17 protein-coding genes are annotated in these 17,631 nt (G+C 74.5%); 9 read left to right on the top strand and 8 right to left on the bottom strand.

What is annotated here, in order from left to right; all coding sequences use genetic code 11:
- Window positions 1-7: 7 nt before the first annotated feature.
- Window positions 8-1,456 (bottom strand): MocR-like pyridoxine biosynthesis transcription factor PdxR, encoded by a 1,449-nt coding sequence (gene pdxR / locus ACZ597_RS10065; RefSeq protein WP_471327478.1) that lies wholly within the window; start codon window positions 1,454-1,456, stop codon window positions 8-10.
- A gap of 46 nt (window positions 1,457-1,502) precedes the next feature.
- Between pdxR and ACZ597_RS10070 the strand changes: the two genes are divergently transcribed.
- From ACZ597_RS10070 to ACZ597_RS10080, 3 genes are read left to right on the top strand one after another with little or no spacing between them, the layout of a single operon-like run.
- Entirely contained in the window at window positions 1,503-1,955 is a 453-nt protein-coding gene (locus tag ACZ597_RS10070) for a carboxymuconolactone decarboxylase family protein (protein ID WP_007262599.1), read from the top strand.
- A 55-nt stretch (window positions 1,956-2,010) separates the two neighbouring features.
- Window positions 2,011-3,525 (top strand): APC family permease, encoded by a 1,515-nt coding sequence (locus ACZ597_RS10075; protein WP_471327480.1) that lies wholly within the window; start codon window positions 2,011-2,013, stop codon window positions 3,523-3,525.
- A gap of 10 nt (window positions 3,526-3,535) precedes the next feature.
- The gene (locus tag ACZ597_RS10080) at window positions 3,536-3,958 is read left to right on the top strand and encodes a universal stress protein (protein WP_471327483.1); all 423 of its coding nucleotides are present in this window, start codon (window positions 3,536-3,538) and stop codon (window positions 3,956-3,958) included.
- Window positions 3,959-3,992: 34 nt separating this feature from the next.
- On the opposite strand, the gene ACZ597_RS10085 is transcribed toward ACZ597_RS10080, so the two are convergent.
- On the bottom strand, window positions 3,993-4,421 hold the full coding sequence (locus tag ACZ597_RS10085) for a hypothetical protein (RefSeq protein ID WP_471327485.1): 429 nt from the start codon (window positions 4,419-4,421) through the stop codon (window positions 3,993-3,995).
- A 43-nt stretch (window positions 4,422-4,464) separates the two neighbouring features.
- Window positions 4,465-6,102, bottom strand: coding sequence for an FAD-dependent monooxygenase (locus tag ACZ597_RS10090; RefSeq protein WP_471327486.1), 1,638 nt, complete (start codon window positions 6,100-6,102; stop codon window positions 4,465-4,467).
- Window positions 6,103-6,444: 342 nt separating this feature from the next.
- Here ACZ597_RS10090 and ACZ597_RS10095 point away from each other — a divergent pair, with 342 nt between their 5' ends.
- The 4 genes from ACZ597_RS10095 to ACZ597_RS10110 all read left to right on the top strand — a co-directional run bounded on the left by ACZ597_RS10095 (window position 6,445) and on the right by ACZ597_RS10110 (window position 11,051).
- Window positions 6,445-7,950: an FUSC family protein gene (locus tag ACZ597_RS10095; protein WP_471327487.1), complete on the top strand. Its 1,506-nt coding sequence runs from the start codon at window positions 6,445-6,447 to the stop codon at window positions 7,948-7,950.
- 43 nt (window positions 7,951-7,993) lie between these two features.
- Complete coding sequence (locus ACZ597_RS10100; protein WP_471327490.1) at window positions 7,994-8,560, top strand: GNAT family N-acetyltransferase; 567 nt, start codon at window positions 7,994-7,996, stop codon at window positions 8,558-8,560.
- Window positions 8,561-8,787: 227 nt separating this feature from the next.
- Window positions 8,788-9,927, top strand: coding sequence for a nitric oxide synthase oxygenase (locus ACZ597_RS10105; protein WP_471327493.1), 1,140 nt, complete (start codon window positions 8,788-8,790; stop codon window positions 9,925-9,927).
- A 56-nt stretch (window positions 9,928-9,983) separates the two neighbouring features.
- Window positions 9,984-11,051, top strand: coding sequence for a lactonase family protein (locus ACZ597_RS10110; RefSeq protein ID WP_471327495.1), 1,068 nt, complete (start codon window positions 9,984-9,986; stop codon window positions 11,049-11,051).
- Window positions 11,052-11,146: 95 nt separating this feature from the next.
- Here the strand turns inward: ACZ597_RS10110 and ACZ597_RS10115 are convergent, their stop codons facing one another.
- From ACZ597_RS10115 to ACZ597_RS10125, 3 genes are all read right to left on the bottom strand, one after another.
- Window positions 11,147-12,067: a sirohydrochlorin chelatase gene (locus ACZ597_RS10115; protein ID WP_471327498.1), complete on the bottom strand. Its 921-nt coding sequence runs from the start codon at window positions 12,065-12,067 to the stop codon at window positions 11,147-11,149.
- A gap of 110 nt (window positions 12,068-12,177) precedes the next feature.
- Window positions 12,178-12,864 carry a uracil-DNA glycosylase gene (locus ACZ597_RS10120; RefSeq protein ID WP_471327499.1) on the bottom strand — a complete coding sequence of 229 codons (687 nt, stop codon included), beginning with the start codon at window positions 12,862-12,864 and terminating at the stop codon, window positions 12,178-12,180.
- 49 nt (window positions 12,865-12,913) lie between these two features.
- Complete coding sequence (locus ACZ597_RS10125) at window positions 12,914-14,002, bottom strand: WD40/YVTN/BNR-like repeat-containing protein (protein ID WP_471327502.1); 1,089 nt, start codon at window positions 14,000-14,002, stop codon at window positions 12,914-12,916.
- A gap of 218 nt (window positions 14,003-14,220) precedes the next feature.
- Here ACZ597_RS10125 and ACZ597_RS10130 point away from each other — a divergent pair, with 218 nt between their 5' ends.
- Window positions 14,221-15,321 carry an NADH:flavin oxidoreductase/NADH oxidase gene (locus ACZ597_RS10130; RefSeq protein WP_471327505.1) on the top strand — a complete coding sequence of 367 codons (1,101 nt, stop codon included), beginning with the start codon at window positions 14,221-14,223 and terminating at the stop codon, window positions 15,319-15,321.
- Window positions 15,322-15,421: 100 nt separating this feature from the next.
- The gene (locus tag ACZ597_RS10135; RefSeq protein WP_471327506.1) at window positions 15,422-15,775 is read left to right on the top strand and encodes an ArsR/SmtB family transcription factor; all 354 of its coding nucleotides are present in this window, start codon (window positions 15,422-15,424) and stop codon (window positions 15,773-15,775) included.
- Here ACZ597_RS10135 and ACZ597_RS10140 read toward each other — a convergent pair.
- Window positions 15,772-16,188, bottom strand: coding sequence for a hypothetical protein (locus tag ACZ597_RS10140; protein WP_471327509.1), 417 nt, complete (start codon window positions 16,186-16,188; stop codon window positions 15,772-15,774). The genes ACZ597_RS10135 and ACZ597_RS10140 overlap by 4 nt on opposite strands.
- A gap of 36 nt (window positions 16,189-16,224) precedes the next feature.
- A complete protein-coding gene (locus ACZ597_RS10145) occupies window positions 16,225-17,583 on the bottom strand; it encodes an FAD-dependent oxidoreductase (protein WP_471327511.1) in 1,359 nt (452 codons plus the stop codon).
- Window positions 17,584-17,631 lie beyond the last annotated feature (48 nt).

Below are 17,631 nucleotides of genomic sequence, written 5' to 3' on the forward strand. Positions count from 1 at the left end.
CCACCCCTCAGGCCGGGTCCGGCCCCGTCGCCGGCGGCGCTTCGGGCAGGGCCAGGCACAGGGCGTCGAGCGCCGCCGGGAACGCGTGCTCGGACGGGGTTCCGTAGCCCAGCACCAGCCCGTCCCGCGGGGCCATGGCGCTGTCCGGGTGCAGGTAGGGCCCCAGCCCGTCCAGCGCCAGTCCCGCCCGCCGCGCCGCGCGCAGGGCCGCCTCCTCGGTGCCCGGCGGCAGCTCCAGCACCGCGTGCAGCCCGGCCGCGACCCCGCTGACCCGGACGTGCGGGGCCTCGGCCGCCAGCCGCGCCGCCAGCAGGTCCCGGCGGCGCCGGTAGACCTGCCGCATCCGGCGCAGGTGGCGGTCGTAGCCCCCCGAGGAGACGAACTCGGCCAGGGTGAGCTGGTCCGTCACCCCCGACCACATCTCGCGCGGCCCCTTCGCCTCCAGCACCTCGTCCACCAGCCGGCCCGGCAGCACCATCCAGCCCATCCGCAGCGCGGGCGACAGGCTCTTGCTGACGGAGCCGATGTACGCGATCCGCTCCGGATCCAGGCCCTGCACGGCGCCGACCGGCTGGCGGTCGTAGCGGAACTCCCCGTCGTAGTCGTCCTCGATGACCAGCCCGCCGCCGGCCCGCGCCCAGTCCACCACCGCCGCCCGCCGCCCGGGGTGCAGCGGCCCGCCCGTCGGGAACTGGTGCGCGGGCGTCAGCAGCACGGCCCGCGCCCCCGTCGCCGCCAGCTCCCCGACCCGCGCGCCCCGGCCGTCCACGGTCAGCGGCACCGTCGCCCTCCCGGCCCGCTCCAGGACCTCCCGGTGGAACGGCAGCCCGTACGACTCGACGGCGACCTGGCCCGACAGGACCCCGCCCAGCAGTTCCAGCGCGTGCGCGAAACCGGAGCAGAGCACGATCCGTTCGGGGGAGGTCCGTACGCCCCGAGCCCGCGCGAGGTACTCCGTCAGGGTGTGCCGCAGCTCGATCCGGCCGCGCGGGTCGCCCACCCCGAAGGCGTCGTGCGGGGCGGCGGCCAGGGCCCGGCGGGCCGCACCCAGCCAGGCGGTACGGGGGAAGGCGGAGGCGTCCGGGGAACTGGGCAGCAGATCGTGGACGGTACGCCGCCGCGTGGGCCGGGCCGGTGCGCGCGGCCTCTCGGGCTCCAGCGGGACGGCCCGCTCCGCGACCCGTGTTCCCGACCCCTGGCGCGCCGACAGCCAGCCCTCCTCGACCAGCTCCGCGTACGCGTCGGCGACGGTGTTGCGGGCGATCCCCAGGTCGGCGGCGAGCGTCCGGTACGGCGGCAGCCGGGTCCCCGGCGCCAGCCGCCCCGAGTGCACCGCCTCCCGCAGGGCCCGCGTCAGCCGGGCGCGCAGACTCCCCCCGCCGCTCAGGTCCAGGTGCAGATCGCTGCCGTTGCCGGAGGGACCCTCCTCCGCAGAATTGACCCAAGATCTCCGCATGGAAATGAACCCTACGTCCGGTCGATCACGCCCATAGGTTCTTCACATGACAACTTTTCAGGTTCCCGAACGCATGAACTTCTCCGCCGTCGCCCCCCGGGTGTTCAAGGCCGTACTCGCCCTCGACGCCGCCGCCCGCAAGGGCCTGGACCCCGTCCTGCTGGAACTGGTCCAGATCCGCGCCTCTCAGATCAACCGCTGCGCGTACTGCATCGACTACCACACCGGCGACGCCCGCAAGGGCGGCGAGTCGGAGGAGCGGATCTACCAGCTGTCCGCCTGGCACGACTCCAGCCTGTTCACCGAGAAGGAGCGCGCGGCCCTCGCCCTGACCGAGGAGATCACCCTGCTGCCCGGCGGCGTCTCGGACGCCGTCTACGACGAGGCCGCACGGCACTTCGGCGAGGAGGAACTGGCCCACCTGATCGCGCTCGTCTTCACCGTGAACACCTGGAACCGGATGAACGTCACCACCCGCAAGACCCCCGGCACCGAGTAACCCGGCCCGCCCCGCCCGCCTCGCGCGCGGCCGTTCCGTGCGTGACGATGCGTACATGAACGACGGCGACCGAGCCGGGGCGGGCAGCACGACCGGGGACACCGGCTCCGAGGACCGCCTCCAGGCCAACGCGATCGGATTCCTCGACGCGCTCGTCATCGGCCTGAACTCCACCTCGCCGGCCTACTCCCTGGCCGCCGTCATCGGCCCCATCGTGGCCCTGGCCGGCATCTACGCGCCGGGCGTGATGCTGGCCTCCTTCGTGCCGATGCTCCTCATCGCCGCCGCCTTCTACTACCTCAACAAGGTCGACCAGGACTGCGGCACCACCTTCTCCTGGGTGACCCGCGCCATGGGCCCCTGGGCGGGCTGGCTCGGCGGCTGGGCCATCACCATGACCGGGGTCCTCGTCATCGGCTCCCTCGCCGACGTCGCCGTCCACTTCGGCCTGCTCGCCGCGGGCCTCGACGACTGGGCCGCGAACCAGGTCGTCCGCCAGACGCTCACGGTGGTCGTCATCCTCGCGATGACGGCCGTCTGCGTCATCGGCACCGAACTGTCCGCCCACCTCCAGGACGTCCTGATCCTGGCCCAGGTGTTCTTCCTGCTGGTCTTCGCCGTCGTGGCCATCTACCGGGTGTACGCGGGCACCAGCACCCTCGACGAGATCCATCCCTCGATGACCTGGCTCAACCCCTTCGGGGCGGGCGGGGCGGCGCTCACCGGCGGACTGCTGCTCGGCGTGTTCATCTACTGGGGCTGGGAGTCCGCCGTCAACCTCACCGAGGAGGTCGAGGACTCCGCCACCGCGCCCGGCAAGGCCGGCATCTGGTCCACCCTGGTGCTGCTGGTCACCTACCTGTCCGTCGGCTTCGCCATCGTCGCCTACGCCGGGACCGAGTTCCTCGCCGAGAACGCCGGCGAGGAGGAGGCGATCTTCGCGGTCCTCGCGCACGAGGTGATGGGCGGATGGGACTGGATGGTGCTCCTCGCCGTCTGCACCTCCGCCCTCGCCTCCACCCAGACGACGATCATCCCGGCGTCCCGCACCGCCCTGTCCATGGCCCGCCGGCACGCCCTGCCGCCGCGCCTCGCGCACATCCACCACAGGTTCCACACCCCGGAGGTGAGCACCTGGTGGGTGGCCGGCATCGCCATCGCCTGGTACCTCGTCGTCAACCAGATCAGCGAGAACGCCCTCCTGGACTCCCTCACCGCGCTCTCCCTGCTGATCGCCTTCTACTACGCGCTCACCGGCGTGGCGTGCGCCGTCTACTACCGCCGCCACCTGCTGGAGAACGCCCACAACTTCTTCCTCATCGGAGTGGGCCCGCTGGTCGGCGCGGGCCTGCTGTCGTGGCTGCTGGTGGAGTCCGTCATCGACATGTCCGACCCCGGGAACTCGGCGGGCGGCGTCTCCTGGTTCGGCCTGGGCCCGCCGCTGGTCATCGGGATCGGCATCGCGGCCCTCGGCGTGCTCCTGATGTGCTTCTGGCGGGTCCGCGACGGCCGGTTCTGGCTGGAGCGCAGGGGCGTGGTCGACCCGGCCCTCGTACGCGGGAAGAGCTGAGGAGGCCCGGATGTCCGTGGTCCTTGGTTACGACGAGTCCCCCGGCGCCGAGCGGGCCCTGCGGGTGGCGCTGGAGGTGGCCACGGCCTTCGGGGAACCCCTCGTCCTCGTCTACGGAGCCGCCGCGCCCGGAGCCACCGGGGAGGAGTACCGCGCCCACCGCGAGGCCGTCCTCCAGGCCGGCCGCGCCGCGCTCGCCCGGGCCGTCGAGGCCGCCGACGAGGCGGGCGTCCCCTCGACGGTGGAGGTGGTGGACGACAGGCCGGCCCAGGCCCTGCTCGCCGCCGCCGAACGCCACCACGCACGGGTGATCATCGTCGGCAGCTGGGGCGACAGCCCGATCCGGGGCGCCCTGCTGGGCTCCACCCCGCACAAGCTGCTGCACCTCTCGCCCGTCCCGGTGCTGTGCGTGCCGACCGAGGACGGCCCCTGACGGGGTCCGGCCGGACGCCCGCGCAGGAGCGCGCTCAGCCCCGTGCCGCCCCGGCGGCCGCGGCGCGGTCGAGTTCGGCGGCCGGGTACGGCGTCCGCTTGCTCTCCGTGAGCAGCCGGCGGTGGAAGCCGTCCAGGACGACGGAGGCCCGTGCGTGCCGTTCCACGATCGCCACGACCTCCGGCAGCACCCCGGCCGGCCGGCGGCCCGCGGTCAACTCCCGCAGGAACACGTCCGTTTCGGCGGCGAAGACCCGCGTCCCGTCGACGTCCGGTTCCGCGGACCTGCCGCCGATGCCGGATCCGAGCGCGGAAGCGGACGCCACGGCCTCACCGAGCCGCCGGTCGCTCAGCAGCGACGGACGGGTGGCCGCGCTCCCGTAGGCGGCGATACGCGTGGCGTACGGGGGATCGACCTGCAACGACGGCTCCCCGGTGCCCCGGACCAGGGCGTCGGTGATCACGGAAAGGAAGGGACTCTGTCCGCCGGCCCCGGCCGCGGCCGTCTCACCGCCCGCCGAACACGCCCGCCAGGTAACCGGCCAGCCCCTCCGCCGTGGGCGGGCAGAGCCGGGCCCCCAGGTAGCCGTCGGGCCGCACCACGAAGGCCGTCGGCTCCCGCACCCCGTACAGCCGGGCGAACTCGCCCCGCGCGTCGCGGTACACGGGCCACGCAGCCCCGGCGGGCGCGGTCCCGCCCTCGGAGAGGACCGCGTACGCCGTGAGCCGCCCCGCGGGCAACCCGTCCGCCGCAGCGGCGAGTGCGGGGACGTACGAGTCGGGTGCGCCGTCCGTATGGAGCAGCAGCACGTGCTCGCGGTCCCGTAGCAGGTCGTAGAGCCGCAGCGGGTAGTGCGGGATCCCCCCGGTCAGGCCCCCGCAGTCCGGGGCCCGCTCGCCGGGCCGCGGCCCCCCGTCCGCACCGCCGTCCGCACCGTCCTCCGCCCGCCGGACGACCGGGCTGTCGGGGTAGCCGACGAGCAGCTGCGCCTCCCGCAGCACGAAGGAGGCGGGGTCCCCCCGATCGGCCGAGAAGCCCCGGGTGGCGTGCCGGACCGTACGCCCGACGACCTCCTCGCCGACCGGCCGGCGCTCGGCGTCGTAGCTCTCCAGCAGCCGGGGGTGCGCGCCCCCGGCGACCGCGAGGGAGAGCTTCCAGGCCAGGTTCCAGGCGTCCTGGATGCCGGTGTTCATGCCCTGGGCGCCGGTGGGCGGGTGGATGTGGGCCGCGTCCCCGGCGACGAAGACCCGCCCGTCGGAGTACCGGTCCACGATCCGGTGGCTGATCCGGAAGACCGAGGACCAGCGCATGTCCCGCGCGGTCACGGGCCGCGGCGACAGCCGGTCCAGGACGGCCTGGACGTGGGACAGGGCCGGGGCCCGGCCGCCCTCCAGCCCGTGAGCCGTCCCGTCCGCGGCGACCGACGGGGAGGACAGCTCCGGCGGCACCAGCATCGACATGCGGTACCGGCCCGGGCCCGGCAGCGGGACGCACACCAGCAGGTCGTCCGGCTTCCCGTCGGGGCCGAGGTGCGTGGACCGCACGCCGTACCCGTACGGGAGGTCCCAGTCCACCCGTACGTCCGCCAGCATGAACTCCTCGGCGAAGGCCCCGCCCTCGAAGGTCAGCCCGAGCCCCTTGCGGACCAGGCTGTGGGCGCCGTCGCAGCCCACCAGGAACCGGGTGCGCAGTTCCTCCTCGCCGTCCGGGCCGACGAGCCGGCACGTCACCCCGGCGGCGTCCTGCGCGAAGGACACCAGCTCCGTGGCCCGCTCGATACGGGTCCCGAACCGGGCCAGGAACCCCTCCAGGATCCGCTCCGTCTCGTACTGCGGGAGCGCGGCGAACCCGTACGGCACCTCGGGCGGCAGCACCATCTCCATCCGCTCCCGCGGGACGCCGTCGACGTACACCAGCTGCCCGCGCATCGGGACCGCCGCCTCCACGGCCTCCCGGACCACGCCCATCCGGTCCCAGACCTCCAGCGTGCGCGGCTGGATGCCCACCGCCTTCGCGTACGGCAGCCGGGCCGGCAGCCGGTCCACGATCCGGCAGGCCACCCCGCGCCTGCGCAGCTCCCCGGCCGCGGTCAGACCCACCGGGCCCGCACCCGCGACGAGCACGTCCGCCGCATCGCCTCGCACCCCTCCATCGTGTGCTCGCAGCCGCCGCTCCGCGCGACGGCTAGCCCGCCGCCGGCCCGCCGCCCGACACGATCCGGAACTGCCCAGTCCGTTGGTCTCCCGGTGGCCGGAAAACATGCCTCGCGGCTGTGCCAACGGTCCAGCGTGACGGACGTCGCTTGAGCCAATGCCCCTGCGACTGCTTATCTGTGTCATATCCATGTACTTTCGGCGCCGCGCAGCGCCGGACGGCAACGAGGCCGGTCCGGAGCGCGGTGCCTTCGCCGTGCCCGTCCGCCGCCCACCACCCCCGGGCGGACGCCGGGCCGGCGCGCTTCACTCCGAGGGGGGCGGCACACCGCCATGAAGAGGATGTTCGTGGCTCCGGATCCGGGGCGCACCAGACTGCGGAACTCACTCCGCGCCGTGATCGGCACCGGGCTCGCCGTCGCCGTCGCCGAACTGGCGGGGCTCTCGCTCACCGCCTCCATCACCGGCGGGCTCGCGGCACTGCTCGCGCTGTTCACCGTCCTCGACGCGGACGTCCGCGCCCAGTGGGTCACCACCGCCCTGCTGCCCGCCACGGGCTTTCCCGTCCTGGCACTGGCCACCGGACTGCACGGGATGCCCCCCGCCCGCGACGCGGCCTTCCTCGCCGTCGTCTTCGCCGGGGTCTACGCACGCCGCTGGGGACCGCGCGGCCACGCCCTCGGCATCTTCGGCTTCATGATGTTCTTCGTCACCCAGTTCCTGCACGCCCGGCCCGCCCAGCTGCCCGAGCTGTTCGCCGCCGTCGCCCTGGCGCTCCTGTCGGCCGGGGCCGTGCGGTTCCTGCTGTGGCCCATCGAGCGCCGCACGCCGCCCGCCGCCGCGCCGCCGCCGCTGCCCGGCACCGGCCTGGCCCGGCCCACCACCCGGCAGGCCTTCCAGGCCACCGCCGCCTGCGCCTTCGCCCTGGCCATCGGCCAGGTGCTGTCCGAGGACCGCTGGTACTGGGCCGTCGGCACCGCCTGGTGGATCTTCGTCAACACCGCCTCGCGCGGCGAGACCCTGGTCCGCGGCTTCCGCCGGGTCCTGGGCACCGTCGTCGGCATCGCCGCGGGCCTGCTGATCGCCGTACCGCTGCACGGAGCGCCCGCGCCCACCGCCGCCCTCGTCGCCGTCTGCGTCTTCGGCATCTTCTACACGGCGGCGCCCTCCTACTCCTGGATGATGTTCTTCGTCACCGTGATGGCAGGGCTGCTCTACGGGCTCCTCGGCGTGCTGCACCCCGGACTGCTGCTCCTGCGCTTCGAGGAGACCGCCGTCGGCGCCCTCGGCGCCGCCCTCGCCGTGGTGCTGATCCTCCCCGTGACCACACACGGCGCCAACGACGCCTGGATCCAGCGCGCCCTGCACTGCGTACGGGCCGCCACCGCGGCCTCCCTCGACCGGCTCGCCGGAGACCCCGCGGCCGACCCCGCCCCGCACGCCGCCGAGCTCGAACTCCTGCTGGTCCGTGCGCGCGCGGCCCTCGCGCCGCTCGTCCACCCGCTGAGCCCGCTGCGCGCCCGCAAGGCCAGGGCCCGGCAGGTCATGGCGCTGCTCGACGACTGCGCCCGCGAGGTGCGCGGGCTCGTGGCCGTCGCGGCCGACCCCCAGGCCTCCCACGACGCCCGGCTCGCCGCCGCCTGCTGGCGGGTGGAGGCGGCCGTCGAGGCGCTCACCGCCCCCGAGGGGGCCCCGGAGCCCGCCACGCCGCGCACCGCGGCCCGGGAGCCGGGCGCCGAACCGGCCCTGGCCCACCTGCACGGCCTGGAGGAGGCCCTCGTCGCGCTGGCCACCCCGCTGCGCACGGACCCGCGCGCCCCGCTGGTCGTCACCGCCTGAACCGCCGTACCGCCCGCCCCGCGCGGGCGGTACGGTCGGGGCCATGACGACCCCGCCGGCCCCGGCCCTCGAATACCGCACCGCACGCCGCGGGGACCGGGAGGCGATCGAGGCCCTCGACGGCTCCTTCCTCACCTCCACCGTGTTCGAGGTGACCGCCTCCGGCGGCGGCTTCGCCCTCCGCGAGGTCCCGGTGGACCCGCCGCTGCGCAAGGTCTTCCCACCGGACCCGGACGACGGGCAGGACGACGGCGACGACGGCTCCGGTGAGGACTCCCGGACCTTCGTCGCCCTCGACGCCGGAGCCCTGTGCGGCTTCGCCGCCGTCACCTACGCCCCCTGGAACCGGCGCCTGGCCGTCGACGACATCGAGGTCGCCCCCACCCACCGGGGACGGGGAGTCGGCCGGGCCCTCATGGAGCTCGCGGCCGGCTTCGCGCGCGAACGCGGCGCCGCACACCTCTGGCTGGAGGTCAGCTCGGTCAACGCCCCCGCCGTGCACGCCTACCGGCGCATGGGGTTCACGCTCTGCGGCCTGGACACCGCCCTCTACGACGGCACGGCGGCGGCGGGCGAGCACGCCCTGTTCATGAGCCGCCCCTGCGGCTGATCCGGCCCCCTCGCGCCCCCCGGCCCACAACTATCCGGAATGCGGCGGATGATAGGCCCGCGGGCCGCCTCGGCGCAGGGCAATGCGCCGAGATCACTCGGAGGGGTGTTCCGAGTGCTCCAACCCCGCCGGGCTGACCTGCGCCGTGTACAACGGGTGATTGTTCATTGCACATTCATCCGGCATGTACAGGGTGGATCTGGTCGGACAGGGGGTAACCGCCCGGAATGGAAATTCTGCAGAAGCACTCGAGCGCCGCTCAGGTGTGGGAGGAAGCCGAGGAGTTCATCCGGCTCTTCCACCGGGAGAATCCGCAGGCGGGTGATCCGCGTGCCCGGCTCGCCGCCGTACGGGCCGAGCTCGCGGAGACCGGCACCTACCGGCACACCCCGCAGGAGCTGGTCCACGGCGCCCGCGTGGCCTGGCGCAACAGCAACCGCTGCATAGGCCGGCTCTACTGGAACTCCCTGCGGGTCCGCGACCGGCGCGGGCTGACCGAGGCCGAGGGCATCGCCGCCGAGTGCTTCGAGCACCTGCGCGAGGCGACCAACGGCGGCCGGGTCCGGCCCACCATCACCGTCTTCGCCCCCGCCACCCCGGACCGCCCGGGCCCGCTGATCTGGAGCGAGCAGCTGGTGCGCTACGCCGGATACGGGGACCACCACTCCATAACGGTCGGCGACGCCCGCAACGCACCCCTCACCGAGGCCCTCCGCCGGCTCGGCTGGTCCGGCGGCGCCGGTACCCCCTTCGACCTCCTCCCGCTGGTCGTGCAGGGCGTCGACGACAAGCCCCGCTGGTTCGACACCCCCGCGGACGCCGTGCTGGAGGTCCCGATCCGGCACCCCGACGCGCGCGACGACTGGAGCGACTGGGGGCTGCGCTGGCACGCCGTTCCCGCCATCTCCAACATGTGCCTGGAGATCGGCGGCATCCACTACCCGGCCGCCCCGTTCAACGGCTGGTACATGGGCACCGAGATCGGCGCCCGCAACCTCGCCGACACCGACCGCTACAACCTCCTCCCGGCCGTCGCCCGCAGACTCGGCCTGGACACCTCCAGCGAACGCTCGCTCTGGAAGGACCGGGCGCTGGTCGAGCTCAACCGCGCGGTACTGGACTCCTTCGACCGGGCCGGGGTCACCATCGCCGACCACCACACCGAGTCCCGGCGGTTCCTCTCGCACCTGGAGCGCGAGGAGCGCAAGGGCCGCGAGGTGGGCGCGGACTGGTCCTGGATCGTCCCGCCGATCTCCGGGGCCGCCACCCCCGTCTTCCACCGGACCTACGAGGACCGGCCGAGCTCTACCGCGTACGTCCACCACCCCGGCGCCCAGGAACGGGCATGGGGACGGGACTTGGTCTAGACCTTCTGTTACCGTCGGCTCCGGAGACGGATCCGGGACGGCGGAAAGAGGCACCGGTGGGCGGCGCGCACAGCACGGACCAGGGCGGCGGACACCGGGCCTACATCGGCTCGTTCACCTCGGGGGGCGGCCGCGGTGTCACCACCGCGGCCGTGGATCCGGCCACCGGAGCGCTGACCCCGCTCTCGTCCGCGGACTCCCTGGCCGACCCCTCGTACCTCACCGTCGACCGGGATTCCGGCGTGCTCTACGCGGTGAGCGAGACCGGCAGGGGGGCCGTGGCCGCCTTCCGCGCCACCGCCTCGGGGCTCGCCCCGCTCGGCGCCCCCGTTCCCGTCGACGGCTCGGGACCCACCCACCTCAGCCTGAACGGACGCCGGCTGCTCACCGCCAACTACGGCTCCGGCAGCGTCAGCAGCCTGCCGCTCGCCCCCGACGGCAGCGTCGCAGGCCCCGCCTCCGTCCTCACCCACAGCGGCTCCGGCCCCCACCCCGAGCGCCAGACCGCCCCGCACGCCCACCAGGTGCTCCCCGACCCCACCGGCCGCTGGGTGCTCACCGTGGACCTCGGCGGCGACGCCGTACGCGTCCTCGCGCTCGACCCGGCCACCGGAGCTCCACTGGAGCACGCGAGGGCCGCCCTGCGCGCCGGGACCGGGCCGCGCCACCTCGCCTTCCACCCGGCGGGCGAGGTGGTCTACGTACTGCACGAGCTGGAGCCGCAGCTGACCGTCTGCCGCTGGAACGCGGCCGCCGGGCGCCTCGAAGTCACGGGCGAGGTCCCGGTCGCCTCCGGGGCCGCTCCGGACGGCCCGCGGGCGTACCCCTCGGCGGTCACCGTCTCGCCCGACGGCCGCTTCCTCTGGGCGGCCGTCCGGGGGACCGACGCCCTCGTGACCTTCTCCCTCGCCGGCGGCCCCCAGGACCCGCGGCCCACCGGGACGACCGCGTGCGGCGGCCGGTGGCCCCGCGACCTGGCCGCCGACCCCTCGGGCCGCCGCCTCTACGCGGCCAACGAGCGCTCCGGGGACGTCACCTGGTTCGAGGTGGACCCGCTGACCGGCCACCCGCGCCGGGCCGGCTCGGTGGCCGTCCCGGCAGCCACCTGCGTGGTCTTCGGCTAGGCCGTGCCCTTCGGATCAGCCAGGGCTGCCCGGCACGGCGAAGGGCCCGCCGGGAACGGATTCCGGGCGGGCCCTCGTCACACGTGCGGGCGGGCCTACTGCGCGGCGGCGCCCAGCTGGATCCCCAGGGCGGCGCTGTACTGCGCCACGGCCAGCTTGCCGAGCGCCGGGTAGGCGCCGAGCACCTCGGCGGCGGAGCAGTCCGCCTCCTTGCAGGCCGTGTCCAGCAGGCCCTCGGCCGCTTCCGGGCCGATCAGGTACGGCGCCAGCGCCAGCTGGACCGAACCGGAACCGCGCAGCTCGGCGGCGACCGACGCCACCGAGCCCTCCTGGTCCAGCGCGGCGGCGATCACGGGCACCGCGAGCCGGGCGGCCAGCAGCATGCCGGTGATCCCGGCAGCCTGGACGGCCTCCTCGCCGCCGGTGGTGGCGAGGATGATGCCGTCGGCGGCGGTGGCCACGGTGAACAGACGGGCCCGGTCGGCGCGGGCCAGGCCGGCCTCCGAGAGCCGGACGTGCAGGCCCTCGGCGAGCAGCGGGTGCGGGCCGAGTACGTCGGCCAGCTCGGCGGCGGCCGAGGAGTCCATCAGCGCCTGGCGCATCCGCCGCAGCAGGTCCCCGTCGGGACCGGCCAGCAGGGGCACGACCACGGCGTCGGGACCGGTGGGCGCGGGCACGTCGAGACCGGCGGCGCGGGCGAACTCCGCGCGCGCGGTCCGCTCCTGCGCGACGGCGTTCAGGACACCGGACAGCGAGGGGAACTCGCTCTCCTCGCCGTCCCCGCCTTCGAGGTGGCCGATCCGGGCGTCCAGGCCCGGCAGCTCGGAGCGGCCGATGCTGATGACCTCTTCGGCCAGCCCCCGCGAGGCGGCCGAGGGGGCACCGGGCACGGCGAGCACCAGCGCGGGTGCGCCCTCGGGCGCCACCGCGGGCTCGGGCCGGCGGTGCCGTCCGGTCTGGCGGGGTCGCGGCATTCGTACGGGCAGGCCGTTTGCGGGCCCAGTGGGGGAGCTCATGGCGCCGCATGCTACTGGTTTATCGGAACCACGTGTTCGGGCAGGGCCCGCTCAGGCGGCATCTGTCCGTATTTATCCATTGAATGTCGTAGTTCAATGTCATATACGGTTCAACTGACTTCGGGCAGGCGCCAGTCGACGGGCTGTGCCCCCTGGCCGACCAGCAGGTCATTGGCCCTGCTGAACGGCCGGGAGCCGAAGAACCCGTAGTCGGCGGACTTGGGGGAGGGGTGCGAGGACTCCACCACCGGCAGCTCGCCGAGCAGCGGTCGCAGATTGCGGGCCGCCCGGCCCCAGAGGATGGAGACCAGCGGCTTGCCGCGCGCGGCGAGCGCCCGGATGGCCTGGTCCGTGACTGCTTCCCATCCCTTGCCCTGATGGGCGTTCGAGCTGCGGGGCGCGGTGGTGAGGGAGCGGTTGAGCAGCAGGACGCCCTGCCGCGTCCACGGCGTGAGGTCGCCGTTCGCGGGCCGGCCCGTCCCGATGTCCCGGTGCATTTCGAGGAAGATGTTGTTCAGACTGGCCGGCACCGGGCGGACGTCGGGCGCCACGGAGAAGGACAGGCCCACGGCATGCCCGGGGGTCGGGTAGGGGTCCTGCCCGACGATCAGCACCTTCACCTCGTCGAAGGGCTGCTGGAACGCGCGCAGCACGTTCGCCCCTGCCGGTACGTACGTTCTGCCTGCCGCGATCTCGGTGCGCAGGAAGTCGCCCATGGCGGCGATCTGCCCCGCCACCGGCTCCAGAGCACGGGCCCAGCCCGGCTCGACGATCTCGTTCAACGGTCGTGCTGCCATGGGTGATCACTCTACTGGCCCACACCGACAACGGGTCGCGCCCGGGAGCTCAGCCCAGCACGGCCGCTCGTACGCACAGCACGTCCGGCAGGTGCTCGGCGAGCAGCTGCCAGCTGTCCCCGTCGTCGTGGCTGGCGTAGAGCTCGCCGTTGCGGTTGCCGAAGTACACGCCCGCCGGGTCGGCGTCGTCGGTGCACAGGGCGTCGCGCAGGACGGTGCCGTAGTGGTCGCCGGCCGGCAGCCCCTTGGAGAGGGGCTCCCAGGTGGCGCCCGCGTCCCGGGTGCGGAAGACCCGGCAGCGGTGCTCCGCCGGGACCCGGTCGGAGTCGGCGTTCAGCGGGAACACGTACGCGGTGTCCGGGCGGTGCGGGTGGGCGGCCACGGCGAAGCCGAAGTCGGAGGGCAGCCCGGCGCCGATGTCGGTCCACGCGGCGCCGGCGTCGTCGCTGCGGTAGACCCCCCAGTGGTTCTGGAGGTACAGCCGGCCCGGGTCCCCGGCGTCCTGGGCGATCTTGTGCACGCACTGGCCGAACTCCGGGTCCGGATCCGGCAGGAACACCGCCGAGACGCCGTGGTTGGACGGCTCCCAGCTCGCCCCGCCGTCCCGGGTGCGGAACACCCCGGCGGTGGAGACCGCCACCGTCACGGCGCCCGCGTCGGCCGGGTCGGTGATCACCGTGTGCAGGCCCTCGCCTCCGCCGCCCGGCACCCACTCCGAGCGGGTCGGGTGCTCCCACAGCGGCCGGACCAGCTCGAAGGACTCGCCCCGGTCGGCCGAGCGGAAGAGCGCGGCGGGCTCCGTCCCGGCGTAGACCACGTCCGGGGCCTCGGGGCCGGCCGGGTGCAGCTGCCAGACCCGTTCCAGCGAGGCTCCGGTGTCCTGCGGGAACTTCACGGCGGGCGCGGCGGGCTCGTGCCAGGTCGCGCCCAGGTCGTCCGAGGTGAAGACGGACGGCCCCCAGTGCGAGCTGTCCCCGCCGACCAGCAGCCGGGGCCGGGGTCCCCGGGTGTCCACGGCCACCGCCGAGACGGCCTGGGCGTTGAAGTGCGGTCCGTCGAACTCCCAGGGGTCCCCGCCCCGGCGGCGGCCGATGAAGAGGCCCTTGCGGGTTCCCGCGAGCAGTACCACGTCGGTCATGGCCGACACCTCCGGACGTCGTTGTCCTTCACGGCAGCTTTCCAGCCAGTCTGCACCCGACCGCCGACAGGGGTCGGGCAGGCCGGGCCGCCGAAGACCCGTTCGACCCTTCGCGAGGGTTGTACGAAAGGGCTCGTACTACGGGAGTTTTCGTAGTACGGTGTTTCTCGTACTTAGCGCCGACCCCGGTGCGCGTCCGGTCACGTCTGGAGAGCCCCATGAGTGCTGCACCCGCTGCCTTCGCCGCCCTGTTCCAGCCCTACACCCTCCGTTCGGTCACCATCCCGAACCGCGTCTGGATGGCTCCGATGTGCCAGTACAGCGCCGAGGCCTTCGGCCCGAACGCGGGAGTGGCGCTGGAGTGGCACTTCGCGCACTACGCGGCCCGCGCCACCGGCGGCACCGGCCTGATCATCCAGGAGGCCACCGCCGTCGCGCCGGAGGGCCGCATCAGCCCCTACGACCTCGGCATCTGGAACGACACCCAGGTGGAGGCCCTCCGCCGGATCACGGCCTTCGTCAAGTCCCAGGGCTCCGTCCCCGGCATCCAGATCGGACACGCCGGGCGCAAGGCCTCCACCGAGCGCACCTGGAAGGGCGGCCGCCCCGTCGGCCCCGAGGGCCACGGCTGGCAGCCCGTCGCCCCGAGCGCCGTGCCGTTCGACGAGGGGTACCAGGTGCCCCACGAGCTGACGGCCGAGCGGATCCACGAGATCACCGGCCAGTTCGCCGCCGCCGCCGAACGGGCCCTCGCGGCCGGCTACGAGGTCCTGGAGATCCACGGCGCCCACGGCTACCTCATCGGGGAGTTCCTCTCCCCGCACAGCAACAGGCGCACGGACTCCTACGGCGGCTCCTTCGAGAACCGCACCCGCTTCGCCCTCGAAGTCGTCGACGCCGTACGGGCCGTGTGGCCCGAGGAGCTGCCGCTGTTCTTCCGGATCTCCGCCACCGACTGGCTGGAGGAGGACGGCTGGACCGCCGACGAGACCGTCCGGCTGGCCCGGCTGCTCCAGGAGCACGGCGTGGACCTCCTCGACGTCTCCACCGGCGGCCTCGCCCCGCACGCCAAGATCCCGGTCGGCCCCGGCTACCAGGTGCCCTTCGCCGCCCGGGTCAAGGCCGAGACCACCCTGCCGGTCGCCACCGTCGGCCTGATCACCGAGCCGGAGCAGGCGGAGAAGGTCCTCGCCAACGGAGAGGCGGACGCCGTCCTCCTCGGCCGCGAGCTGCTGCGCGACCCCTACTGGGCCCGCCGGGCCGCCACTGAGCTGGGCGCGGAGATCCCCACGCCGGACCAGTACCACCGCAGCTGGTGACCCGGTGCGGCGCCGGCCGGACCGGCGCCGCACCCGCCCCTTCCTACGACGCTTCTCGTACGATGGGAACCGCAGCCGAGCCGAACGAGTGGAGCAGGACATGACGGAACGCGACACGGCCCGCGCCCTCGCCCACCCCGAGCCGCGCGAGATCCGGCTGGAGGGCGTCCTGCACGCCCTGTCCGACCCGATGCGGCTGTCCATCGTCCGCGAACTCGCCTCCACGGACGCCGAACTGGCCTGCTCCGACTTCGTCCTGCCGGTCACCAAGTCCACCACCACCCACCACTTCCGCGTCCTGCGCGAGAGCGGTGTCGTGCGCCAGACCTACCGCGGCACGGCCAAGATGAACGGCCTGCGCCGCGAGGAGCTCCAGTCCTGCTTCCCGGGCCTCCTGGACAGCATCCTGACGGCCGCCACGGCCGAGGAGGCCCGGACCGCGGACGCCTCCTAGGGAGTCGCGTCCAACTGGTGGAGCCCGGTCCCCGCCGGCCCGTATACGTTCATCCTGTACCCGCGCCCCAGCGGGGCCCCCTCCTCGGCCGCCAGGTACGACGGGATCGACGCGGCCTGCTTGTCGAAGATCCGGGCGTCCTGGCTCGGGTTGCGGGTCCAGACGATCAGCAGCGGAACGCCGTCGGGCGTGGCCTCCTGCCGGATCCCGGAGACGTCCGGGTCCCCACCCGCCGCGCGGTACCGCGCGGCAACCGCCGCGGCCTCCGCGGGGGCGGCCGCCGTCGTGGACTTCGGACCCGGCGGCGAGGGCGCGGGAGCCGCACCGCCCTCCTGCGTGCAGCCCACCGCGAGCACCCCGCAGGCGAGCGCCCCCAGTGCCCCGCGGACAGCGCGGCGTAACGAAGTCCCCATGCCCAACCCCCTTGACCGGTAACGGAACGGGTCACCCTACGCGAGGCCCGCCGCCGCGCGGAGGCCCGCCCAGTCGGGGATCTTCACCGAGCGGCGGCCCAGGGAGCGGCCCAGGGCCTCCTCGGCCGCCTCGATGGACAGCCAGCCCGGCCACTCCACCGGGTGCAGGCCCGCCGCGCGCAGGGCGTCCAGCGGGTCCGCGGCGAGGTCGCGGCGGGCCAGCGCGCCGGCGTCCTGGAGCAGCGAGGACACCGTCTCCTTGGCGCACGGCCGGTTGGTGCCGATCACCCCGGTCGGGCCGCGCTTGATCCAGCCCGCCACGTACTCGCCCACCGAGGCCCGGCCCCCGCGCACCACCCGGCCCGCCGCGTGCGGCACGGTCCCGGTGGCCGCGTCGAAGGGCAGGCCGGGCAGCGGCACGCCCAGGTAGCCCACCGAGCGCAGCACCAGCTCGGCCCCGACGTCCTCGTACGCACCCGTCCCGGTCACCCCGCCCCGGCCGTCCGGGGCGGTCCGCTCGAAGCGGAGCCCGCGGACCCGGCCGTCGGGCCCGCCCAGCACCTCCACCGGCCGCAGGTAGAAGCGCAGCCGGATGTCCCGGGCCGCGTCGCCGCCGTCCGGCCCGGCCGCGGACCATCCGCGCAGCACGTCCAGGTTGCGCCGGGCCGCCGCCGGCAGCGCCGCCGCCGCGTCCTGGCCGTCGTACGCCGGGTCGAGGGCCAGCTCGGCGGGGTCCACCCGGGTGCCGACCCCGGGCAGCGTGCCCAGTTCGCGGAGCTCCTTGGTGGTGAACTTGGCCTGGGAGGGTCCGCGCCGGGCCACCATCGACACCGTCCGCACCCCGCTGCCCGCCAGCACGCCCAGTGCCGCCTGGGGCATGTCGGTCGGCTCCAGCTCGGGTACGCCCCGGGCCAGGATCCGCGTCACGTCCACCGCCACGTTGCCGGCGCCGACCACCACCGCCGAGCGCACCCCGGCCAGGTCGAAGGAGCCGGCGTCCGGGTGGCCGCTGTACCAGGACACGAAGGCCGTCGCGGAGTGCACCCCGGCCAGGTCCTCGCCGGGGATTCCCAGCATCCGGTCTCGGGCGGCGCCCACGCAGTACACGACCGCGTGGTACAGCTCCAGCAGCCGCGCGGTCGGCAGCCCCTCGCCGCCGACCTCCACGTTGCCGAGGAAGCGGATGCGCTCGTCCTCCAGCACCGACCGTAGATTTCCGGTCAGTGATTTGATCTTCTCGTGGTCGGGGGCCACCCCGTACCGCACGAGGCCGTACGGGGCCGGCAGCCGGTCCAGTACGTCGACCCGCACCCCCGGCACCTCCCGCTGCTGGACCAGGGTCTGGGCGGCGTAGACCCCGCTGGGGCCCGAACCTACGACGGCGACACGAAGCACGGCGGTACTCCTCCCGCAGGTGCTCCCAGGATGCCACCGGCCCCCGGA

It is taken from the genome of Streptomyces sp. NPDC040718 (genome assembly GCF_055593565.1).